Origin of the sequence: Pseudomonas sp. KCJK8993, from assembly GCF_046230915.1 — a bacterium.
Taxonomy (GTDB): Bacteria; Pseudomonadota; Gammaproteobacteria; order Pseudomonadales; family Pseudomonadaceae; genus Aquipseudomonas; species Aquipseudomonas piscis.
Genome location: NZ_JBJJLO010000115.1, coordinates 1 through 20,389 on the forward strand (window position 1 = coordinate 1; position 20,389 = coordinate 20,389).

Sequence of the window (20,389 nt, forward strand, 5' to 3'; positions counted from 1 at the left end):
ACCAAAAAACCAGGAACACTCCTGGGGTTGCCGCGGGAACCTGGCTCCCCCGACGGCCGGCCACCCCCGTGCCCGCGTGCGGCGGCGGCCGCCTGGCGCCCCCCGGCCCGGGGGCCAACGCTGGCGGCGGATTCACAGGCAACCCCTCCGCGCCCGCCTGTACCTGGTGGCTTACCTGGCCATGGCCGGGGTCGCACTGTACTTCGGGCACCTGGCTGACCTGGTGATGTTCTACCTCATCATCTGGCTGTTCCTGTTCTTCATGGTGGAGTTGTTGAACCTGCCGCACCACGCCGAGGCACCCTTGCAAACCAAGGACGCCGACCGCCTGCAGTACTGGGAACAGGATGTCGTGTCCCACGACTGCAAGAGCCTGCCGCTCTGGTCGCGATTCATCATCCTCAACTTCAACCTGCACATCGTGCACCACGCCTTCCCCTCGGTGCCCTGGTACCGGCTGGCCGAAGCCCACAAACTGCTGCACGAACATGAGCATCATCCAGGGGATTCGCAGGTCAGCGAGTGGGATTTCGCCTGGACCAACCGACGCCGGCCGCTGTTGAAGCTGATGGGGCACTTCTTCGACCACCGCACTTGACCGCACCGGCGAAAGATCCCGAATATCCGGGATCTTTCGCCGAGCATAAACGCCATGACCTTCCTACGTCCCTTCGCCAGCCATGACCTGGACGCCTGCCTGCAACTATTCGACAGCAATACCCCGGCCTTCTTCGATCCCCTGGAGCGCCCGGACTTCCTGCATTTCCTCGAACGCTCGACAGCCAACCTGCTGGTCATCGAACGCGATGGGCGGATCGTCGCCTGTGGTGGCCATGCCCTGCACCCCGAAACCGGCACCGCCAGCCTGTGCTGGGGCATGGTCGACCAGGCGCTGCACGGCCAGGGCATAGGACGCTTGCTGACCGAGGCGCGGCTACGAGCCATTCGCGAGCAGGGCCAGGCCCGCGCGGTGCGCATCAGCACCAGCCAGCACAGCCAGGGTTTCTATGCCAGCCTGGGTTTCGTGCTGCTGGAAGTGACGCCAGACGGGCATGGGCCAGGCCTGGATTGCTGGGATATGGAGCTGGCCCTGATGTAAACCAGCCCCCTCGCCTGCCCTGTTACCTGGCTCGACCCAACCGCTAGGACTCTCGTCCCTTCAATACAATCGTGGCCAGGTAAGACAAGACACGCTCCTGTGCCTGATTGATGATCTCGAACGAAAACTGCGCCAGGCCCCGATTACCGGGCAAGGGGATATTGCGCACGTCACGAACCGTTACCGCCCCGCTGATGAGATCGTCCGGACGCACCGCTTTTAGCCAGCGCACATCATTCAAGCTCGCGCCGCCCACGCTACAGGCCCTGAGCAACCCCAAGTCGATGAAGAGCCGAAAACTCAGGGCAAGCGTATGAAAACCGCTGGCGACCAGCCCTCCCATCGGTGAGTCGAGCGCCGCGACAGGGTCGACATGGAATGCCTGTGGATCGAATTCACGACCAAAATCGATGATGCCTGTTTGCGTCACCTGCGCACTGCCCAGCGTGAAGACCTGCCCTTTGGCGAAGTCTTCGAAATACAAGTCTCCATGATCAGTCATGGCCGGCCTCATTCGCCAAGTTTGCAGACAAGTTCAACGGGGCTGAGCACCCGGTTCTTGATCAGCGTTGAAATATTGACCATCTGCCGCATGGCAGTGGCGCCAAATGAAATATGCAGTCCAAGTGGCGATACCCCCTGCTTCAGGTTCCGGCTTCTCAAATCATCGAAATACGCCACGCCGAACTCCCAGCGATCCGTTTCACTGACCACCGTGAACCCCGCCTGCTTCAGATGCGTGAGGTATTCAGACAGAGGCGCGACAAAGTCCGTACTGGGATTCGATGCCCAGGGAACCGGATAGAGAACCTGGCCCTCCCCGACCCGCATCACGTCGTAAATCCCGAGCTTGCCGCCAGGTTTCAGTACTCGGCGGACTTCCTCGAACAACCGCGGCTTGTCAGCGATGTTCATCCCCACGTGCAGCATGGTCACCACATCGCAGAAATCATCGGGAAAAGGCAGCGCCAGGGCGCTGGCTTGCTGATAACTGACCTTCAGCCCTCCATCTATACGGGCAGCCAATGTAGAGGCCGCATTGATGTAGTCGGGCGCCAGGTCTATGCCATGGACTTCACAACCGAAGGTGCTGGCAAAGTAGCGGGTCGCCCCACCCAGCCCGCAGCCGACATCAAGGACCTTCATATCCTCGTGCAGCCCCAGCTTGTCGGCCAGGTCGGCAGTGGCTTGACGCCCGCCGATGTGGATTTCATCCACCGGCGCCAGGTCTTCGAAATCCAGCCTTTGCGGATCTTTCCCGCTGGCGCGCAATGCAGAGAAGATCTTCTGTTCCAGGTCGGGCCTGGAATAGTGTTTCTCAAACTCTTGATCGATTTTCATCTGGATCTCCGGGATATTGAAAATGTCCGAAACAGATCACTCGTGATCGCCCATGGGCACTGCGCTCGGGAAAGCATGACGAGCGGCCGCTTGATTCAAACTTCGTACTCGATACCTACACCATCGAATCGCAGGCGGTCTTGTATATGCACTTTTTCCCCCCTCAGGTTCTTGCCCGACAACAGGCCCGCCTCGAAAAGGCGTATGACCATCTGCAAGGCATGTTCGGAGTAACCAGCAGCATTCAATCGACCGATCAAGGTCTTGTAGTCGAATTTCTCCTTGATCAAGTCGGAGAATATTTCCCTGACCTTGGAGTTGGCGGCATATTTGGTCATGCGTTTTTCGCCGTTTGATAGCACTTCCTTGGGTTCAAGCTTGAAATCCAGAGGATTGACCTTGTAGTAGTCCTGCAAGGTGACCGCCCCGCCGTTCCAGCTGAACTCGGATATGCTGGACAACTGCTTCAGCAACTTGCCAATCCAGCCGACCCTCATTGGCGTCAGCTCCGCATCGGAAAACTCGTCGGAGAGTTCACTACGCTGATGTCGACCAAGGGCAATCATCGTGGATGCCCGGTCCTTGAAGTCCGAGATCGCCCACTCCGCCCCGCCTGCCTTGTCGCAGAGTTGATCGAACCATTGACGGCGATTGAAACGATCATCCTCGCTCTCCACTATCCTGCGCTTGCTCCAGAACTCGGAATCGGGCTCGGTGAAAGAGGCGTAGGTGTAAAAAGAGGCGAGGAATTCGTGGTACTGCTCATAGGTTTCGCCATAAGTGCTCTTGTACCACTCATGGACTTGGGGACTTTCGCTTGGATGCCGGGACAGGTAATCGATCGCCGAAGCCGCGCAAACTGCGGATTGTGAGGCGAGATGCACGCCCTGCGAGAACAGCGGATCGGTGAAGCAGGCCGCGTCGCCGCAAAGGAAGAAACGCCCGCTGGAAAAGGTGCTGGTGTCGTATGACCAGTCGCGAACGACCCTGACCTGATCGATCTGCTGCGAATCGCCCAGTAACTCTTTGGCACGAACGCACTTGGCCAGCGTGCGCTTATAGAACTCATCCGGCCCGACTTCCTTTATCTCGCCCACCTTGCTGATATCGACGATCACACCGACGCTGTAGATATCGCCCTCAAGCGGAATCATCCACACCCAGCCATCTTCGAAAGTTATCGAGAAGGTCGTGCCGCGCAAGTCTCCTTGAAACGGATCGGGGCAAGAGAAATAAGACCACACAGCAAGATTGCGATAGAACTCGTCATAACGACGAATTTTCAGTTGCCGGGCGAGAACGCTGTTGGCACCTGACGCATCGATCAGGTAGTCGCCAGATACCGTCGAGGATGAATCGCCCTGGCGCACTTCCAGAGTGACCCTCTCAGGATCGCTTAAATCGACATGGGTTACCGCCGCCCCCTCATGGACCGTCCCGCCTCGGGCCATGACCTCCTTCAAGAGCAAATGGTCGAACACTTCTCGCTTGACCTGGATGGCATGATCGAAAACCCATTCAGCCGTGCTCTTCGGGGTTGAAAAGGAAAAGGTCCATGGCGGCTGGTTTTGTCCCCAGAGAAAGGTCGCGGAAGGCTTCTTGACGAACTGGGCTTCGTCGATGAGTGGCTGCAAGCCCAACCTGTTGAATATCGACATGGTCCCAGGAAGAAACGACTCGCCAATCCTGTACCGGGGAAAAGTCTCTTTTTCATAGATCGTGACCGTGTGTCCCAACTTAAGCAGAGTCAGCGCCGCCACCGACCCGGCCGGCCCACCACCAATGATGACTACATTGCCTGGTAACATTCCTGTTCTCCTTCAAGTCCAATTAACGCTCGACGTTGCGTTTCTTCTTCGCTCTCTCCGAAACAGCAATTTCATCAACCATCCTGACTCTCACGGGCATCTTGAATCGCTCCAGCTTGCCTGCGAGAAAATCCAGGGTTGCCTTTCTCAAACCCTCGGCACTGATCGGGTACGCCGGTTTTACATTCACCCCTACCGCCTGGCCGGTAATAGCGTTGTTGATCCCGTATACGAGGCAGTCCTGGACCAATGGGCATCCAAGAAGCAAGGACTCGACCTCAATCGGCAGGACCTTCTCTCCGCCGACGTTGATCACCTCGTTCATCCGCCCCAGGATCTGTATTTCTCCGTCACTGCCCGACTCGGCCAGGTCCCCGGTGCGGAACCAACCATCTTCTGTCAGCGAAGTGTTTTCGACATTGAGATAGCCGAGGAACTGGCTCGGTGACTTCAACTGGAGTTCGCCATCGACAATGCGATATTCAAAACTCTCGTCGACGATCTTGAAGCGCGTGCTTTGCGAAGAAGCGCTCTGTGTCCCGGCTATTCCTGTTTCAGAAGTGCCGAAAGTCTGGAGCAGCCGCACCCGGGGAAATATTTCTCGCAAATAGACCAGAAGCTGCGCTGGCATGGCTTCCGTGCCGTAAGTAATGAGCCTTAATGCCGACAAGTCGTAGCGTTGGTGGAAATCCCCAAGGCGCAACAGGTTCAAGAATGTCGGGTTGGCAGGCAAGACCTGCACCTGGTGCATCTCCAGCTCCCGGCACACGGCATCCGGCGTTCTCTCCCTCACGACGACCGCACAATTACCGGAAAACAATATGTTGATTAATGTATTCACGCCGCCGATGTGGTCGAACATCAGAAACAGGATGACCACAAGTTGCCGCCCCCTGGATTCTTTGTCTTTTTCAGCGATCAGTTTGTCCAGGTCATGCAGAATCGCCTTCGGTCTTCCGGTACTGCCGCTGGAAAGCAGGATCAATCCAGCGGCGCCACGGGTCTTGAGAGAGCAATACAAAGGGTGCCGGGACTGGCCTGGGCAAGGCTCGACGGCTACATCATCCAAGGCCCTGACCATGAAACTTGCATCGCAGGCCACCTTCAGAGTTTCCTCGACCGAGGACGTCAGGTTCGAGACCGGCGCAACGATGGCCTTGATGGCAGCCAAGGCCAGCAAGGCCAGGACCCCATTGGCCGAATAATTCCCATGCAGCACCACCACGTGCCCCGGCGCGATGCCGGACTGCATGAAATGCGTGGCCAGATCCCTGACCTTCTGCGCTACCTGCATGTACGAAAGCACGATGTCCCCATCCACCAGTGCTCGACGAACGCCCCTAGCTTCCAGGCCGCGCAGCCAAGCTGAATTGATCATCTGACCCCTCCTAGATAGAGCGTCTCACCGGATACGAAACCCGACGCCTCGGAAATAAGGAACTCCACCGGCCCGACCACATCCTGGAACTCACAGGGCCGCTTGATGGCCTGGCGGGCAATGAGTGCGTCGATCTTGTCCTTGCCCAGGGTCCTGGTAAGCGCTGTTCGCAGCGGGGGCAATCCCAGGGTATTCACGCGGATATTCAAGGGGGCGATTTCCCGGCTTAGAGAACGAGTGAACTGCTCTATGGCCGCCTTGCTGGTTGCATAGGCAAGTTGCCCCTCCAGGGAGAACAAAGCCGCAACCGAGGAGATATTCAATATTGCCCCCGAACCACTGCTGTTCTTGAGCAACTTCACCGCCTCACGGCAGCACTGCATGACTGAGAATACATTCAGGTCGTAGAGCTTTTTGGTGTTGTCCAAGTCGCTCAGCAGAAATGGCTCCATGACGGATGCACCCGCGTTATTGATCAACGCATCGATAAATCCATAGCGTTTCCTTATTGCATGGAACATTGCTGAAACAGATCTGGAGTCAGTCAGGTCAACATTGAAATGCATGTAGCCGGGAGGCATCTTGGCTGCTTCCCTGCGACTACAACCAATGACCGTATGCCCTTTCCCGATCAGATGCTTGACCAACATTCGACCTAGTCCGGTACGCGTTCCCGTAACAAGGATCAGCATAAAAGCTGCCTAGCTGGCTTCTAGAGCGGGTATCTCTTCCATGATGAATTCGACCAGCGTCGATGGGTTTTGGAATGGACTTACTTTCCGCGAAATAGCACGATCGGACGTCAGTGATACAGACAAGTCGTACTTGTCGGCGATCAACTCTTCAATTCGCATCATCAATGTCACCAACTGCAGGGAGTCGAACAGGCCATCCACTCCATATATGGTTATCTTGCTCATGTCTTCAACCGACAGGCCATTGCTCTGGCTGGCAATGCTCTCGGCCAGTGACTGGTTCACGACACTATCGATATCTGCTCTGGTTGGCATGTTCTCACCTCGCCATAGTGCATTAGTTGAAATGCTCAGGTTAGTAATGTCGAGTCAGCGACAAGAAATCACGCCGCTTGCGCCCAATAACAGGATCTGAAATAGAAGTTCTATTGAGCGACAGGGTCGCGCAGTGCCAGGAAGTTCATCGGCTTCACGCTCGCCACGACTTCATCGTCTTGATTGATGCCTTCGAGCAGGGAGACGACCATGCCCCGATCGGGCTTGGAACGAGAGCGCCTGGTTTCCAGGATCGAAACCCGCAACCGCAGTCGATCACCAGGACGAACAGGCTTGAACCAACGTATCTCATCGACCCCAGGTGAGGCACGACTTGCCACGGAAGACAGATAGTTATCAACGAACAGGCGCATCATCAGGCCCAGCGTATGCCATCCGCTGGCAATCAATCCTTGAAAAGGACCACTTGCCGCAGCCTGCGGATCGAGGTGCATCATTTGCGGGTCGAATTGCTTGGCGAACGCTATGATCTCGGATTCACCGACCCTCAATGGACCATACTCGAATACCGAGCCTTCGATATAATCTTCGAAATAACGCTCATTAATAGAAGTGGAAAACGTCGACAGCTTCATCTTGATATTTCCTTTATCCATTAATAACCAACCCTTCGGGCAGGTTGCATGCAGTCCCTTGGTGAAACTTTAACTATATGGTTAATTACCCTCTACGTACTGAGCGAAGCTAAAGCTTGAGATTTACAAAAAGAGTCGGGACCAGACCTCTTGCTGATACCTTCTGCTTGGAATTGCAGGCATGTCAAGAAAAAATTTCACCAAATAAGATGTATCGTTTCAGTACTAATCACGGGTGTTGAATGCCCATCTTTGTTTAGATCAAACCAATGGGCAATGACTGTTTTTTTCTTATGGACGCATGATTATTCGATGAACGGTATGCTGGCTCAAGCATGGCAAACTCAGGGGAAAGACTTGCCGATCGCGGAAGAATAGTTATGTCAAAGGATACTAATCATCCGTATTGTCAGCTCGACTGTTGACGCTCTAGCCCGCACTTCTCATCGCCACTCGTTGCATTGCGTCGATTCAAGGCGAGGAATGATTCGGATACTGGTTTCCAGGCTTGCCCACTCAATTATGGAAGAATGTTGATAATCACGATGGGCGAGCGTAGGCGAGATCGAGCAGAAATCATCAAGCTGGAAAAATACCCTGGAAGACCCGTCAGGTCGTGGATGCGGCAGAACTCACCCTTTGTTATGTTGCGCCCCCTGCCAGCCCAAGAGAAATTCAAGGTGTCCAAGGTAAAGCTCACTGCTGTCGATCAAACCAACTACGAACGAATCTGCGACCTGGAAGTGTTCGAGGAACAGGAAGCCTACGTCGCCTCCAACCTCTGGTCGCTGGTGCAGGCCAGCTACAACCCGACTTGCACTGCCCGCGCCATCTACTACCAGGACGCCCCCGTCGGCCTGTTCCTGTGGAGCGCCGAGAGTCCGGGAAAAGTCTCCATATGGCGCTTCATGGTGGACAAACAGCATCAGCATCGCGGCATCGGCCGCCAGGCCCTGGGCTTGTTGCTCGAGGAGCTGCGACACATCCAGGGCCTGGCGCAGATAGAGATCTGCTACCACCCCGAGAACCCGGTAGCCGGTAACTTCTACTCCAGTTTCGGTTTCGTCGAGACCGGCATGGACAAGGACGGTGACGACATGCTGGCGGTGATCGATGTGCCGCAACCCGCCAACCAGCCATGCCTAACCTGAGAAACTCCGCAGTTGTTGCAGCAGTTCGCCCTGCAGGGCCGTACTGCGGAAGAAACCGAAGTGCCCCACCGGGCCGGCACTGCGTGGCGTGCGCTTGACCTGCAATGCGGCCGCAGCATAGGCGTCATGCATCCGCTGCGCGGCGACCCAGGGCACATAGTGGTCGTCGTCGAACACCCAGCTGACCAGCGGAATCGCCAGATTGGCGTAACCGCCCCGCCGGGCCAGGCCAAAGCGTTCGGCCAGCAGGTAGTCGGGCTCCCGTACCCAGCGTGACCACTCCAGCATCAGCCGGCTCGGCAGGTTCTGGTTGCCCAGGCCCAGCAGCCGCGCCGGAAACGTCGCGCCGAACCTGGCAACCAGCGGAATCAGCAGGCCGAACAGCAAGCCCATGCGCAGCCGTTCGAGCCCTGTCCAACGCTTCCAATAGGGAAATGATCCGCAGATAAAGGCCGCTGCCCGCAACTGCCCCGCTGCGTGGGATAACCCGAGCAACTGGGCGCCGATACTGTGACCGACGAAGTACAGCGGCATGGCCGGACGCTCGGCACGGCAGAATTCGATGGCGGCGCTGATATCCTGCACTCCCCAGTCGGCCAGCGAACATCGGGCTTCCGAGGGCGGTTCATCCTGTGTTCCGCGATAGCTGTACAGCAGCACATCGAAACCCTCCTCGGCGGCCAGGGTCGCAAAAGCCCGGTAGAAGCCGCGCCGCACGCCCAACGCGCCGGACACCAGGATCACTCCCTGCGCCGGCCCCTGGGCATCATGGTAATCACCCGGCAGCACGACGCCGTCGGCGCATTGAATCTCCACCTCGCGGCTCATGTTCGCCCTCCCCGCTTGAACAGGCGATCGACCAGCACCCGGGCGGGTTGGCGAGTGCGCCAGGGCCGTTGCACCAGGTTGCCGGCGCAGTTCGGGCAGCGATAGGCCAACCGTACGGCACAAGGCTCACAGAACGTGCATTCATAAGAGCAGATGTACGCCCCGCCACTATCGCTCAAGGCGCTGGCGCAGGCCTGACAACGGGTTTTCATCTTCAGCATGGATACCTCTGCATTCCTGGACGAACCTGAATGAAGCAGCGTCCTGTACTTGCGAGCGCCGCGTGCTAGCATTACATACCGACAGTATGTAAAAAGGCATGAGTATGAATGTCAAGAGCCGGCAACAGGAAAACTCCGAACTGACCCGCGATGCCCTGCTGGACAGCGCCCGCGAGCAGTTCATCGCCCATGGTTACAACGCAGTCTCCATCGACAGCATCGCCAGCCAGGCGCGGGTGACCAAGGGGGCGTTCTACCACCACTTCGCCAACAAGAAGGAGTTGCTCGCCCAGTGCTATGAACGACAGATGCAGATGATCGCCCAGGCCCTGGACCAGGTGCCGGTGACGGAGGACCCCTGGCTACGTGCCCAGCTACTGGCCACGGCGTTCATCGATACAGTGATGCGTCACCGCAAGCAGCTGTTGTCGTTGCAGGAAGTGATCAGTGTGCTGGGCTGGGAGGACTGGAAAGCCATCGACTCCCGCTACACCCTGCACCACATCGCCAAGCTGATGCATGAGCTGCACGCCGCCGGGCGGGTCAAGCCCTACGACCCGAACAACCTGACCAACCTGGTCTACGGCTTCCTCACCCAGGCGGCCATCAGCATCAAGGATGCCCAGGACAAGCTCCAGGCCGCGGGCGAAATGAAACTGATCGTCCACGACTTCTTCGCTAGCCTGAAGCCCAATGGCCACTGACCTCGGCCTCGGAAACCTCGACGAGCGAGCTTCTGCCGGGCACCGATCAGCGTTAGTCTTGATCGCCCACCCCCTGCCCAGGCCCTGCCGATGATGTCTTGCACCGCCCAGTTCTGGCGCGATCCACAGTTGCCCTACGTCGAGAGTCGCCGGGCCTGTGACAGCCGCGCCAACTACAAGGCCCATAGCCACCCCACGCTCTCCATTGGCGCGGTGGACCGTGGCGAAAGCATCTTCACGGGAGCCCCAGCGGGGCCGACGCTGATCCGCGCCGGCAGTGTGGTGTGGGTTCCGGCCAATTGCGTGCACGCCTGCAATCCTCGCTCGGGCACGGCCTGGAGCTACCAGATGCTGCACCTGGATGCCGCCTGGGTGGAGGCCCTGCGCCAGGAGCAGCTCGACGACCCAGCCATATCCAGGCGCCAGATCCTGCTCAGCGACACCCCGCGGCTCTATCAAGGCTTCTGTCGGCTCAACGATCTGTTGTTTTCCGCCGCCAACTGGCAGGACAAGGAAGCAGCGCTGATCGAGTTCATCGGTGATTTTTCGACCCGGGAGCAACCGACGCTCGCCCTGGCCGCGGACCTTGCCCAGGCCAGCGCCGGAGTCCGCCGGGTCGTGGCCTTCCTGCGCCAGGCCCCGCAAGCGGCAAGCCCGTTGGCAGAATTGGCGCAACTGGCCGGCATCAGCCGCTACCAGTTGATCCGGGCCTTTCGCAGCGCCACCGGAATGACACCCCACGCCTTCCAGCTGAACCAGCGGATCATCCAGGCTCGATCCTCACTGCAGGCCGGCGAGGCCCCGGCGGCCCTGGCGCAACGCCTGGGTTTCGCCGACCAGGCGCACTTCCAGCGGGTGTTCAAGGCCCATGTCGGCGTCACCCCAGGGCTGTACAAGGCCTGAGGCCGCGCAATTTTCTTCAATACCCGGCCCGTGGCCCCAAGCAGACTTCCTGCCCCTCTTGCTCTGTGGAAGTCTTGCCCATGTTCGAACAGTTCCTGCTGGTGGCCGCCGCGCACTTTCTCGCATTGCTCTCCCCCGGCCCCGATTTCTTCCTGGTGGCGCGCATGTCCATGGCCGCCGGTTGGCGATCGGCCACCGGGGCCTGCCTGGGAATCGCCCTGGCCAACGGCGTATTCATCGTCCTGGCATTTGCCGGCGTCTCGGTATTGCGCCCGGACGGCCTGCTGTTCCTGGTAATCCAAGTGGCCGGCTGTGCCTATTTGCTGTACGTGGGTGGGCTGTTCATCCGCCATGCCAGCGGTCGTTCGCTGACCACGGTGACGTCCCATGGCCAGGACCGGGCCGGCTGGTGGCGCGGACTGGGCATGGGGTTCCTCTCAGGCATCCTCAACCCCAAGAACGCACTGTTCTACGCCAGCCTGGCATCGCTGGTCGGTGCCGGGATCGGCAATGGCTGGAAGCTGGCCTACGGTCTGTGGATGTTCAGCGCGGTACTGGCTTGGGATGTACTGGTGGCCGTGGCCATCGGCAATGCCCGGGTCCGCCAACGCTTTTCCCGGGCCCTGCCGTGGTTCGAGCGCTGCACCGGGGCGCTGCTCATCCTCCTGGCCCTGGGGGTACTGGGCGCGATGCTGGTACGCACTTGCTGGTTGTGGGGAATCGGGCTGCGCTGCTGACTCGTCGTGGAATGGCCGCGCCCGATTACAAATGAACAACAAAGCCCAGCAGGGTTGTCATACCCCTAACCGATATTGTCGTCCTGGGCCGTCGGTGCCCGCCCCGTCCAACCCTCCGAGGAGAACCGCCATGCCACAAGAACCCCGCCTGGGATGCGGCGCCGCCATCGTGCGCGACGGTCGACTGCTGCTGGTCAAGCGCCTGCGAGAGCCCGAGGCCGGACACTGGGGCCTGCCGGGAGGCAAGGTCGACTGGCTCGAGCCGGTGGAACAGGCCATGCGCCGAGAGATTCTCGAAGAACTGGGGCTGACGCTGCAGGGTGTCAGCTTGCTATGCGTGGTCGACCAGATCGACCCGCAGCGCGGCGAACACTGGGTGGCGCCGGTGTACTTGGCTTCGGCGCCCGCCATGGCGCCTTGCAACCTCGAACCGCACAAGCACAGCGAGATCGCCTGGTTCGAACTCGATCGCCTGCCGCAACCGCTGACCCAGGCCACCCGCACCGCGGTACGGGCGCTGGTGCAGATCGCGGCGGTGGAGTCTTGATCGGCACAGGTCGCTGGATCCTCGTCGTGCTGCTGGGCCTTGGCGGACTGGCCAGGGCCGTGGAACCAGCGCCACAGCACCTGCTTCGGCCCGATGGCTCGTCAATCAGCTATTACCTGCAGCAACGCCAGCCATCCGGGCCGTCAAGCTCGCTGCTGGTGATCCTCCAGGGTTCGGATTGCAACAGCGTGAGCCACATAACGAGCATCCCCCTCCTGGCCCAGGCGATGCCCGAGGCCGATGTACTGACCGTGGAAAAGTACGGGCTCGAGGCAACCCTGCCCTACAGCCAGGACGCCGAACGCGCGAATTGCCCGCAGGCCTACCTGGAGCACGACAGTCCGACGCAGCGCACGGACGACCTGCAAGCGGTGATCCAGCACCTGCGCCAACAACGCCATTACGCCTCGGTAATTGCCCTCGGCGGCAGCGAAGGCGCGGTGATCGCCCATGCCCTGGCCGCACGCCCAGGTGTCGTCGATGCCACCGTGGCCTTCAATGGCGGTGGCCAGTGGTTTGCCGACGACCTGTTGCACAGCGTCGATAGCAGCGATCTGCCGGTGGCGGAAAAAGCCGAAGCGCGCCAGGGTTTGCAGGCTTTCATCCAACAGGTGCAAGGGCAGCCACCGGCCGACCTGCGAGCCAGTGGCCACGGTGCCCGCTGGTGGCAAGAGGTACTGCGACTTGATCAACTGGCCCTGCTGCAAGATAGCCATAGCCCCGCGCTGATCATCCAGGCCATGGCCGACCAGTCGGTATCGGTGCCGGCGGTCGTGGCGATGATCGAGCAACTGCGCAGGGACGCCCGCCCGGGAGTGGATTTTCGGTCTTATCCCGGGCTGGGCCATCGCTTCGACGATCACCACGGACAAAGCCACATGCCCACCGTGGTAGAGGACATCGCCCTCTGGCTGCGCCAGTTGCCATCCCCTGGCGACAAGTGCGGGTGAGTGCCCGGCACGGGCCATGGACTGCGACCGATGGCCGCAGGCCTTGGTCTAATTAGCCCGCCGTGTTCGCCGTCCGTTTGTTACCATGCGCGGGTTTTTTGCCTGTCTGGCTGTTCAAAGGGCGTTATTTCATGAGTGTTCTACTGACTCGCCGCACGCTGCTCACCAGCGCCGGAGTACTCGGCCTGGGCCTGCTGGCCGGTTGTGACAACAGTCCCCGGCTGTCTTTCAAATACGGCAAGGACCTGAGCAATCAGATTCTCGGTCGTACCTTCAAGCTCACCGATTCCCAGGGCGAAACCAAATCGCTGTCCAGCTACCGTGGCCTGATGCCGATGATCTTCTTCGGTTTCACCCAGTGCCCGGCCGTCTGCCCCACGACACTGGCCCGCGCGGCGCAGGCCAAGAAGCTGATGGGTCGTGACGGCGATCGCCTCAAGGTGGTGTTCATCACCCTGGATCCCGAGCGCGACACTCCCGCAGTGCTGGATGCCTACGTCAAGGCCTTCGATCCGAGCTTCGAGGCGCTGTACGGCAGCCTGGAAGAAACCGCGGCCACGGCCAAGGAATTCGGGGTGTTCTATGAAAAGATCCCCAGCGGCGACACCTATACCCTTTCGCACACCGCTACCAGTTTCGTCTACGACTCCCGCGGCACCTTGCGCCTGGGCCTGTCCCAGTCCCTGAACGCCCAGGAGTGCGCGGAAGATCTGCTCACCGTCATGGAGGTCTGTTAATGACTCTGCAACCCCGTTCATTGCGTCTCAAATCTGCCCTGCTGCTGGCTTCCCTGCTGGGCCTGGCCAACGCCGCCAGCGCTGCGACCCAGGTCGACAACGCCTGGGTCCGCGCCACCGTCGCCGGCCAGCACGCCAGCGGCGCCTTCATGGACATCACGGCCAGCAGCGATAGCAAGCTGGTGCAAGTGCAGTCGCCGGTGGCCAAGAACGTGCAGATCCATCAATCGAGCATGCACAACGACGTGATGAGCATGCAGCAGGTGCAGGCTATCGACTTGCCGGCCGGCCAGAAGGTCAGCCTGGACACCCAGGGCTACCACGTGATGCTCATGGAGCTGGTAGGCCAGATCAAGGCCGGCGACAAGGTACCGCTGACCCTGACCGTGGAAAACGCCAAGGGCGAGAAGGAAAGCATCAAGGTCGACGCCGAGGCTCGTGCTCTCAACGCACCGGACCACGGCGCCATGGGCCATGGCTCGATGGATCATGGCTCGATGGACCACGGCAAGATGCAGCACTGAGCCTGCACGGCTTGAAACAAGCCGCTGTCCCGCCAAGGCCAGCGGCTTTTTTGTGTCTACTCACAGCGGCAAGACCGCCCTGCCGCAGGTGGAGTTGATGACGCTTTATCGCAGTGAGCACGGGACCGGAAAACCACTGGACCCGGTGCTGAAGCAAACCCGGAGGAGCTGGACCGCAGCGACAGGCTCTTTCGCGCCCTGATCCGAGCCATGGCTCCTCGGCTTCAATCCGGACGACTGTGAAAGGCGCGCCCTGGGCCTCTGCCTGCACAGCATCGCCCGGCAACAAGGGATTATCTGAGCCTTAATAATCCAGGCCCCGCGCCAGCCATACGGTGAACCCGCAGCAGTCGGGGTCTTCACTGACATGCCGGACCACCTCGAAGCCATGGGTGTCGAGCAGCGTGCAGTACTCCCCGGGATCGAGGCTGGCGTGGTACAGCGCCTCCCCCTCGAACTCACCAATGGCCTCGCCCGCGGCCGGGCCACTGGTGAACATCAGCGCGCAACCCGGACGGGCATGGCGTTCGAACACTGCGAACATCGCTCGCTGATCGTCCGGCGCCAGGTGGAACAGGCTGTTCCAGGCCAGGATGCCGTCGAAATCTTCACCCAGGGCCAGGTCGCGCATATCGGCATGGATCCAGCGCTGATCGCCATGTCGTTGCCGGCACAGATCCAGCAATGCGTTGGAGCTGTCGACCCCGGTCAGCTCGCAGCCATGCTCGATCAGGTCACTCGCCAACGGCTCGGCGCCGCCACAGCCCAGGTCCAGCACCTGCCGCCCAGCGCCCATGAGCTGGCGAAAGCGCTGCAACCAGGCCAGCTCGGACTGAAAGCCACGGGTATTGGCGCGGCGAACCTGGTCCCAGGCCGTGGCATGGCGCTGGTACAAGTCGACGATATGGCGGGCGGAGTCATCCATGGCGAACCTGCAATCACAAGAAAAGGCGTCGATTAAACCCCGATGACGCTCCCGCCACAATCTGCAACAGCCTCGCCACTAGAGCTGCACGACCACAGGCGGGGCGCGGCGTACCTGGCGCACCGAAACGAACAACAGCAACGACAGCCCGGCGTACGAGCCGAACAACCAGCCGGCCGCCCGGGCTGTCCCGGCCAGGTCAGTACCGCTACCCAGCCCCGCCAGGTTGACGATCATCCCCGCCAGCGCCGCTCCCAACGCTGTAGCCACCAGCTGCACGGTGGTGATCGAAGCTCCGGCCAGCTCCTTCTGGTCGGCCGGGGCGTTCTCCAGCACCCGCGCCAGCAGGTGCGGCCAGGCCAGGCCAATACCGACCCCCACCAGCACCATGGCCAGGCATATTGCCCCCAGGCTCGCCAGGCTGCTGGCGGCGGGCATGGCCAGGCAGGCCAGGAGCAGCCCGGTCACCACCAGCAACGGCGCGCTGGCCACGGCACGGGCCGCAGCCCCCGCCCCCAGCCCGGAGCTGGCCAGCGCTCCCAGGGTCCAGCCCGCAGCCATCAAGGCGGCGATGTAACCGGCCAGCAACGGCGTCTGGCCATACAGCACCTGGAGGAACAATGGCACGAAGACCTCGCTGGTCATGCCCACCACCAGCAACGCCATGGACAGGTACAGCGACAGCAACAGGTTGCCGGACCTCAAGCTGCCACGGGGCAACAGGCGTTTAGACGAACGGTTCTCCATGGCCCCCACCACCAGCAACAGGCCCAGGCCCACGGCCAACCCCAGGACGTTGTACAGCGCCGAGGCGCTGATGCTGCCAACGGAAATCGCCAGGACCATGACCGTCAGCAGCACCAACTGCAGTCCGGGGAGTGGCGTACGTGGTACCGGTTCGCCGTTCTTTCCCGGTAACAGGGCGACGGCCAGCAGCATGAACAGCAAGGTACAAGGCAACAGTACCCAGAATGCCGCACGCCAGCTGCCGTGCTCGGCGAATACCCCACCCACCGCCGGCCCGATCAGCGTAGCCATGCCCCACATGGCCGAGATCAGCGCCATCGCCCGGGGCCACAGCGGTTCATCGAACACCAGGCGGATCATCGCGTAGGGCAAGGCGAACAACAGGCCTCCGCCCAGCCCCTGGACACTGCGCCCGACAATCAGCCAGGCCATGTCCGGCGCCAGCGCACACAAACCGCAGCCCAGCATGAACACCAGGCCCGCCAGGGCATACGCCAGCTTCGGGCCCAGCACTGCCAGGGCCCGGGTCGAGAGCACGGAACCGATGATCGAGGCGACCACGAACAGCGTGGTGTTCCAGGCGTAGTAGCCCAGGCCGCCGATGTCTTGCACCACCGACGGCAGCAAAGTGGTGACCAGGTAGATGTTGATTGCATGCAGCGCGACGCCCCCGGCCAGGGCTGCGGAGCGCAGCCCATTCTTGCCCAGTAGCAGTGCCGACCAGCCCGTTGTCGATGCCATGGCTTGTTCCTGTCTGGTTGTTCGAGAAGGCCGCACTGTATTACACAAGCAATTGCTTTGATAATTGGTTTTTTCAACATCGACCACGCCCCGCTCTTAGCGAACCCACAACGGACAATCTCCGGGCCAGGCCGGTGGAGCCTGGTATGCTTGCCCGGCTATCTGCGTTGCGCAGGCACTCGAATGTTCCCGATCGCCCCTTGGTCAATGGTCCAGCATGTCTACGATGTCTTCCCCGGCCGACAAGAAAAACCCCGGCGCCACCGCCGAGCGGATCCTGTTTTTGCTGAAAACCCGCGGCCCGTTGAAAACCGCCGACCTGGCGCCACTGCTGGAGGTGTCGCTGGAGGCCACCCGTCAACAGTTGCAGAAGCTGGTGGATAGCCAGCTTATCGCCGGCCAACTGATGCCGGCCCAGGGCGCCGGACGTCCGTCGCAGAAATGGGTACTGACCGAACAGGCCCAGGCGCGTTTCCCCGATACCCACGCCAACCTGACCTTGCAGTTGATCGACTCGATCCGCGCAGTGTTCGGCGCCGAGGGTGTCGAGCGCATCGTCAGCGACATGGAACGGATCAACAACGCCGAGTACCTGGCCACCTGCGCCCCGCTGTCGACCCTGGAAGAACGGGTCCGCGCCCTGGCACGGATTCGTGACCTGGCCGGCTACATGGCCCATGTGGAAAGCGCAGGCGATGACTGGTTGCTGATCGAAAGCCACTGCCCGATCTGTGTCGCCGCGCGGCAATGCCAGGGTTTCTGCCGCTCCGAACTGCAAGTGTTCCAGGCGGCCATCGGCGAATTGGGCGAAGTACGGCGCATGGAACACCTGATCACCGGCGACCGGCGCTGCGTATACCGCATCAGCGCCCCGGGCGCCGACTCATGAGCAAGCTCGCCTGGCTGCTCAAGCAGGGCGCGCTGGTGTTCACGGTCGCGGCCCTGACCCTCTCGGCCTGGCGGATCTATGACAGTGAACGCGGCCCGGCGCTGCAACCCTGGCACCTGTTCCCCACGAACTGGACGCCGGGGAGCTCGACCGCAGCGATTGGACCGGCTGGCTCAAGGCCGAGGACCGGGTATTCGCCGAGGTCGAACAAGCCGTCAGCGCCTCGCTGGATCCGACCCGGGTGCCACCGTTCAATCGCTATCGCCAGGACAGCCGGGTCTATCCCCCGGGGTTCGCCACCGACTGGAACCGCTCTTACCTGCTGCGCCCGCAGAGGCACCCCCGGGGCGTGGTGGTGTTGGTGCATGGTCTTACCGACTCGCCCTACAGCCTGCGGCACATCGCCCAGCGCTATGTCGAGCACGGTTATCTGGCCATCGGCCTGCGCCTGCCCGGCCACGGCACGGTGCCCGCAGGCCTGACCGATGCCCGCTGGCAAGACTGGCTGGCCGCCACGCGCCTGGCCCTGCGCACCGCCCGGGCCGAAGTTCCGGCACCGGCGCCACTGCATCTGGTGGGTTACTCCAACGGTGGCGCCCTGGCGGTCAAGTATTCCCTGGATGCCCTGCTCGATCCGCAGTTGCCCCAGGCCCAGCGCCTGGTGCTGGTCTCGCCGATGATCGGGGTCGCGGCCTCCGCGCGCTTCGCCGGGTTGGCTGCCTGGCCGGCAGTGTTCCCGGCCTTCAGCAAGACGGCGTGGCTGAACCTGCGGCCGGAATACAACCCGTTCAAGTACAACTCGTTCCCGGTCAACGCTGCCCGCCAGTCCTGGCTGCTCACCGACGCCTTGCAAAGCCAGCTGCAAGCCTTGGCGAACGACTCACGCCTGGTCGGGTTACCGCCGATCCTGGCGTTCCAGTCCCTGGTGGACTCCACCGTCAGCACACCGGCCCTGGTCGAGGGGCTGTATCGGCAACTGCCGGCCAATGGCAGCGAACTGGTGCTCTTGGACCTCAACCGTGCCCGGGATTTCGAGGGGTTGCTGGATCCGGCCAATGCCACCTCCGCGGCCAGCCTGCTACCACCGCCGCCACGCAACTACAGCACGCGGATCCTGAGCAACCAGGACACCGGCAACAACACGGTACAGCTGTTGAGCACCGCTGCCGGCAGCCGGCAGGAAAGCCGGCAGTCCCTGGACCTGGCCTACCCGCCGCAAGTGTTCTCGTTATCCCATGTGGCGCTGCCCTTCCCCGTGGACGATGCGCTGTATGGCACCCAGCCCACCAGCACCGAGAATTTCGGCGTGCACCTGGGGACCCTGGCCGCCCGTGGCGAACGGGGGGTGCTGGTCCTGCCCATGGATGAGTTGATGCGCCTGACCTCCAATCCCTTCTATCCCTACCTGATCCAGCGTATCGAAGCGGATATGGACTAGCCCGCCGGGTACACCGGACGGGGGCGAAACCAAGCGAGCACGCCGTCCAGCCTACTCGCCTGCCGCACTACTTCTCGTCCTCGCAGCCCAAGCCCCGGCGTTGTGGCTCCTCGTCCACCAGGGTCTTGCCGGTACGGCCCATGATCTGGCCCTGCAAGGCCCGCAGTTCACTGCCATCCAGGCGCTTGCAGCTGTTGATTTCCCAGACATCGCCGGTGGCCGTGCTGACCGAGAACAGCCCCCAGTACTCGGTGGCGCCGGCCTTGGGATCCTCGTAGCCGAGGCTGAAGTCGAAGTAGCCCGGATGCGGTGGCTTGCCGTTTTCGTCCTGCAGGTTGCCATCGACGAACACCCCGGGCTTGTCCATCTGGTAATCCTGGTGCTTGAGGGCCACCAGCAACACCTGCTGGGCCTGTTCGCGGGTCAGCCCCGAATGCTCGATCTGGGTCGGTTGCAAGCCACCAGCGGCGCAGGCGCTAAAGGCCGCGCAGGCCAGAAGCACGCCGAGCCCCCGGAAAACCAGGCGGTTGTTCAGCATGCCAGGCGCCCTCTGACCGCAACGATGATGTCCGCCAGGTACTTGGCGAAGCCGTTGCGCCCGCCGGTGGCCGCATCGCCGCTGTTATAGCCGCTGCGTACCAGGGCCTGGGCGAATTCCATGGGCTCGCGCTTGCCACGTACCGAAGCGCCGAAGCTTTGCGCGAAGGATTGGGCCGACTGCTGGAAGGAGGCGAACTTGGCCACCTTGATGGCCGCATTGCCCAGGGGCGCCTCGGCGCCGATCTGCAGCGGGGCCGGGGCGTGCATGGAAAAGAAATTGTTCAATTCACGGGCGATGCGCCCGGTGCCGTATTGGCTTTCCTGGGCCGCCAGGCCGAGGATATTCTCCACCGGCAGGTCCAGTTGATCAGCGATCGGCTGGCACACGGCCTTGTACTTGCTGACAAAGGTCACGGCACTGATGTTGTTGCACAGTCTGGCGCTCATCGGTCTTCCCTCATTTGATCTGTCAATTCCATTTCCAGCGATTTTCCGGCGCTGAGTATAAATCAGCGCCAGAGCCTTGCCTGCGCCTTTCTTAGCCTGCTCCACCCAAGCTGTGGCCCACATCACAA

Annotated in this window: 24 protein-coding genes and 1 pseudogene; 12 read left to right on the forward strand and 13 right to left on the reverse strand. The window is 61.1% G+C overall.

The window, feature by feature from the left end; all coding sequences use genetic code 11:
* Positions 1–76 precede the first annotated feature (76 nt).
* Together ACK6AU_RS26310 and ACK6AU_RS26315 are read left to right on the forward strand one after the other, a co-directional pair.
* On the forward strand, positions 77–598 hold the full coding sequence (locus tag ACK6AU_RS26310; protein WP_409302400.1) for a fatty acid desaturase: 522 nt from the start codon (positions 77–79) through the stop codon (positions 596–598).
* A gap of 54 nt (positions 599–652) precedes the next feature.
* Complete coding sequence (locus tag ACK6AU_RS26315) at positions 653–1,099, forward strand: GNAT family N-acetyltransferase (protein ID WP_409302372.1); 447 nt, start codon at positions 653–655, stop codon at positions 1,097–1,099.
* A gap of 43 nt (positions 1,100–1,142) precedes the next feature.
* On the opposite strand, the gene ACK6AU_RS26320 is transcribed toward ACK6AU_RS26315, so the two are convergent.
* The 7 genes from ACK6AU_RS26320 to ACK6AU_RS26350 form a co-directional block, all read right to left on the reverse strand.
* Positions 1,143–1,601, reverse strand: a complete 459-nt coding sequence (locus ACK6AU_RS26320; RefSeq protein ID WP_409302374.1) for a MaoC/PaaZ C-terminal domain-containing protein — start codon at positions 1,599–1,601, stop codon at positions 1,143–1,145.
* An 8-nt stretch (positions 1,602–1,609) separates the two neighbouring features.
* Positions 1,610–2,440: a class I SAM-dependent methyltransferase gene (locus ACK6AU_RS26325; RefSeq protein ID WP_409302376.1), complete on the reverse strand. Its 831-nt coding sequence runs from the start codon at positions 2,438–2,440 to the stop codon at positions 1,610–1,612.
* A gap of 95 nt (positions 2,441–2,535) precedes the next feature.
* Positions 2,536–4,248 (reverse strand): chloramphenicol-biosynthetic FADH2-dependent halogenase CmlS, encoded by a 1,713-nt coding sequence (gene cmlS / locus ACK6AU_RS26330; RefSeq protein ID WP_185699881.1) that lies wholly within the window; start codon positions 4,246–4,248, stop codon positions 2,536–2,538.
* A 22-nt stretch (positions 4,249–4,270) separates the two neighbouring features.
* A complete protein-coding gene (locus ACK6AU_RS26335; RefSeq protein ID WP_409302378.1) occupies positions 4,271–5,626 on the reverse strand; it encodes an ANL family adenylate-forming protein in 1,356 nt (451 codons plus the stop codon).
* Positions 5,623–6,318, reverse strand: coding sequence for an SDR family NAD(P)-dependent oxidoreductase (locus tag ACK6AU_RS26340; protein WP_409302380.1), 696 nt, complete (start codon positions 6,316–6,318; stop codon positions 5,623–5,625). Before ACK6AU_RS26340 ends, ACK6AU_RS26335 begins: the two co-directional genes overlap by 4 nt.
* Before the next feature lie 9 nt (positions 6,319–6,327).
* Positions 6,328–6,606 (reverse strand): hypothetical protein, encoded by a 279-nt coding sequence (locus ACK6AU_RS26345; RefSeq protein ID WP_185699884.1) that lies wholly within the window; start codon positions 6,604–6,606, stop codon positions 6,328–6,330.
* Between the two features lie 140 nt (positions 6,607–6,746).
* Positions 6,747–7,232, reverse strand: a complete 486-nt coding sequence (locus ACK6AU_RS26350) for a MaoC family dehydratase (RefSeq protein WP_185699885.1) — start codon at positions 7,230–7,232, stop codon at positions 6,747–6,749.
* 680 nt (positions 7,233–7,912) lie between these two features.
* Here ACK6AU_RS26350 and ACK6AU_RS26355 point away from each other — a divergent pair.
* Positions 7,913–8,383, forward strand: a complete 471-nt coding sequence (locus tag ACK6AU_RS26355) for a GNAT family N-acetyltransferase (RefSeq protein WP_409302383.1) — start codon at positions 7,913–7,915, stop codon at positions 8,381–8,383.
* Here the strand turns inward: ACK6AU_RS26355 and ACK6AU_RS26360 are convergent.
* Both ACK6AU_RS26360 and ACK6AU_RS26365 read right to left on the reverse strand, forming a co-directional pair.
* Entirely contained in the window at positions 8,375–9,211 is an 837-nt protein-coding gene (locus ACK6AU_RS26360; RefSeq protein WP_409302385.1) for an alpha/beta fold hydrolase, read from the reverse strand. The genes ACK6AU_RS26355 and ACK6AU_RS26360 overlap by 9 nt on opposite strands.
* Entirely contained in the window at positions 9,208–9,432 is a 225-nt protein-coding gene (locus ACK6AU_RS26365) for a DUF1272 domain-containing protein (protein ID WP_185699888.1), read from the reverse strand. The genes ACK6AU_RS26360 and ACK6AU_RS26365 overlap by 4 nt, the downstream gene beginning before the upstream one ends.
* A 98-nt stretch (positions 9,433–9,530) precedes the next feature.
* On the opposite strand from ACK6AU_RS26365, the gene ACK6AU_RS26370 reads away from it, so the two are divergent.
* From ACK6AU_RS26370 to ACK6AU_RS26400, 7 genes are all read left to right on the forward strand, one after another.
* Positions 9,531–10,136: a TetR/AcrR family transcriptional regulator gene (locus ACK6AU_RS26370; protein WP_185699889.1), complete on the forward strand. Its 606-nt coding sequence runs from the start codon at positions 9,531–9,533 to the stop codon at positions 10,134–10,136.
* A 93-nt stretch (positions 10,137–10,229) separates the two neighbouring features.
* Entirely contained in the window at positions 10,230–11,039 is an 810-nt protein-coding gene (locus ACK6AU_RS26375) for an AraC family transcriptional regulator (RefSeq protein ID WP_185699968.1), read from the forward strand.
* Between the two features lie 80 nt (positions 11,040–11,119).
* Positions 11,120–11,776: a LysE family translocator gene (locus tag ACK6AU_RS26380; RefSeq protein WP_409302388.1), complete on the forward strand. Its 657-nt coding sequence runs from the start codon at positions 11,120–11,122 to the stop codon at positions 11,774–11,776.
* Positions 11,777–11,906: 130 nt separating this feature from the next.
* Positions 11,907–12,323, forward strand: coding sequence for an NUDIX domain-containing protein (locus tag ACK6AU_RS26385; protein ID WP_185699891.1), 417 nt, complete (start codon positions 11,907–11,909; stop codon positions 12,321–12,323).
* A complete protein-coding gene (locus ACK6AU_RS26390) occupies positions 12,320–13,273 on the forward strand; it encodes an alpha/beta hydrolase (RefSeq protein ID WP_409302391.1) in 954 nt (317 codons plus the stop codon). Before ACK6AU_RS26385 ends, ACK6AU_RS26390 begins: the two co-directional genes overlap by 4 nt.
* 131 nt (positions 13,274–13,404) lie before the next feature.
* On the forward strand, positions 13,405–14,010 hold the full coding sequence (locus ACK6AU_RS26395) for an SCO family protein (protein ID WP_185699893.1): 606 nt from the start codon (positions 13,405–13,407) through the stop codon (positions 14,008–14,010).
* Positions 14,010–14,534, forward strand: coding sequence for a copper chaperone PCu(A)C (locus tag ACK6AU_RS26400; RefSeq protein WP_409302393.1), 525 nt, complete (start codon positions 14,010–14,012; stop codon positions 14,532–14,534). Before ACK6AU_RS26395 ends, ACK6AU_RS26400 begins: the two co-directional genes overlap by 1 nt.
* Positions 14,535–14,838: 304 nt before the next feature.
* Here the strand turns inward: ACK6AU_RS26400 and ACK6AU_RS26405 are convergent, their stop codons facing one another.
* On the reverse strand, positions 14,839–15,459 hold the full coding sequence (locus tag ACK6AU_RS26405) for a trans-aconitate 2-methyltransferase (protein ID WP_185699895.1): 621 nt from the start codon (positions 15,457–15,459) through the stop codon (positions 14,839–14,841).
* A 78-nt stretch (positions 15,460–15,537) separates the two neighbouring features.
* Positions 15,538–16,947: an MFS transporter gene (locus ACK6AU_RS26410; protein WP_409302395.1), complete on the reverse strand. Its 1,410-nt coding sequence runs from the start codon at positions 16,945–16,947 to the stop codon at positions 15,538–15,540.
* 217 nt (positions 16,948–17,164) lie between these two features.
* Here ACK6AU_RS26410 and ACK6AU_RS26415 point away from each other — a divergent pair, with 217 nt between their 5' ends.
* Positions 17,165–17,836 carry a helix-turn-helix transcriptional regulator gene (locus tag ACK6AU_RS26415; protein WP_409302397.1) on the forward strand — a complete coding sequence of 224 codons (672 nt, stop codon included), beginning with the start codon at positions 17,165–17,167 and terminating at the stop codon, positions 17,834–17,836.
* Positions 17,833–19,274: pseudogene (locus ACK6AU_RS26420) on the forward strand (alpha/beta hydrolase). Before ACK6AU_RS26415 ends, ACK6AU_RS26420 begins: the two are co-directional and overlap by 4 nt.
* A gap of 67 nt (positions 19,275–19,341) precedes the next feature.
* On the opposite strand, the gene ACK6AU_RS26425 reads toward ACK6AU_RS26420, so the two are convergent.
* Both ACK6AU_RS26425 and ACK6AU_RS26430 read right to left on the reverse strand, forming a co-directional pair.
* Positions 19,342–19,812 carry a hypothetical protein gene (locus ACK6AU_RS26425; protein ID WP_185699898.1) on the reverse strand — a complete coding sequence of 157 codons (471 nt, stop codon included), beginning with the start codon at positions 19,810–19,812 and terminating at the stop codon, positions 19,342–19,344.
* Entirely contained in the window at positions 19,806–20,261 is a 456-nt protein-coding gene (locus ACK6AU_RS26430; protein ID WP_185699899.1) for a glucosaminidase domain-containing protein, read from the reverse strand. The genes ACK6AU_RS26425 and ACK6AU_RS26430 overlap by 7 nt, the downstream gene beginning before the upstream one ends.
* Positions 20,262–20,389 lie beyond the last annotated feature (128 nt).

Bases quoted from the DNA above. Each gene is read 5' to 3' on its own strand.
- ACK6AU_RS26315 (WP_409302372.1), top strand. From the start codon at position 653: ATGACCTTCCTACGTCCCTTCGCCAGCCATGACCTGGACGCCTGCCTG.
- ACK6AU_RS26320 (WP_409302374.1), bottom strand. From the start codon at position 1,601: ATGACTGATCATGGAGACTTGTATTTCGAAGACTTCGCCAAAGGGCAG.
- ACK6AU_RS26325 (WP_409302376.1), bottom strand. From the start codon at position 2,440: ATGAAAATCGATCAAGAGTTTGAGAAACACTATTCCAGGCCCGACCTG.
- cmlS (WP_185699881.1), bottom strand. From the start codon at position 4,248: ATGTTACCAGGCAATGTAGTCATCATTGGTGGTGGGCCGGCCGGGTCG.
- ACK6AU_RS26335 (WP_409302378.1), bottom strand. From the start codon at position 5,626: ATGATCAATTCAGCTTGGCTGCGCGGCCTGGAAGCTAGGGGCGTTCGT.
- ACK6AU_RS26340 (WP_409302380.1), bottom strand. From the start codon at position 6,318: ATGCTGATCCTTGTTACGGGAACGCGTACCGGACTAGGTCGAATGTTG.
- ACK6AU_RS26350 (WP_185699885.1), bottom strand. From the start codon at position 7,232: ATGAAGCTGTCGACGTTTTCCACTTCTATTAATGAGCGTTATTTCGAA.
- ACK6AU_RS26360 (WP_409302385.1), bottom strand. From the start codon at position 9,211: ATGAGCCGCGAGGTGGAGATTCAATGCGCCGACGGCGTCGTGCTGCCG.
- ACK6AU_RS26365 (WP_185699888.1), bottom strand. From the start codon at position 9,432: ATGCTGAAGATGAAAACCCGTTGTCAGGCCTGCGCCAGCGCCTTGAGC.
- ACK6AU_RS26370 (WP_185699889.1), top strand. From the start codon at position 9,531: ATGAGTATGAATGTCAAGAGCCGGCAACAGGAAAACTCCGAACTGACC.
- ACK6AU_RS26375 (WP_185699968.1), top strand. From the start codon at position 10,230: ATGTCTTGCACCGCCCAGTTCTGGCGCGATCCACAGTTGCCCTACGTC.
- ACK6AU_RS26380 (WP_409302388.1), top strand. From the start codon at position 11,120: ATGTTCGAACAGTTCCTGCTGGTGGCCGCCGCGCACTTTCTCGCATTG.
- ACK6AU_RS26385 (WP_185699891.1), top strand. From the start codon at position 11,907: ATGCCACAAGAACCCCGCCTGGGATGCGGCGCCGCCATCGTGCGCGAC.
- ACK6AU_RS26395 (WP_185699893.1), top strand. From the start codon at position 13,405: ATGAGTGTTCTACTGACTCGCCGCACGCTGCTCACCAGCGCCGGAGTA.
- ACK6AU_RS26400 (WP_409302393.1), top strand. From the start codon at position 14,010: ATGACTCTGCAACCCCGTTCATTGCGTCTCAAATCTGCCCTGCTGCTG.
- ACK6AU_RS26405 (WP_185699895.1), bottom strand. From the start codon at position 15,459: ATGGATGACTCCGCCCGCCATATCGTCGACTTGTACCAGCGCCATGCC.
- ACK6AU_RS26410 (WP_409302395.1), bottom strand. From the start codon at position 16,947: ATGGCATCGACAACGGGCTGGTCGGCACTGCTACTGGGCAAGAATGGG.
- ACK6AU_RS26415 (WP_409302397.1), top strand. From the start codon at position 17,165: ATGTCTACGATGTCTTCCCCGGCCGACAAGAAAAACCCCGGCGCCACC.
- ACK6AU_RS26425 (WP_185699898.1), bottom strand. From the start codon at position 19,812: ATGCTGAACAACCGCCTGGTTTTCCGGGGGCTCGGCGTGCTTCTGGCC.
- ACK6AU_RS26430 (WP_185699899.1), bottom strand. From the start codon at position 20,261: ATGAGCGCCAGACTGTGCAACAACATCAGTGCCGTGACCTTTGTCAGC.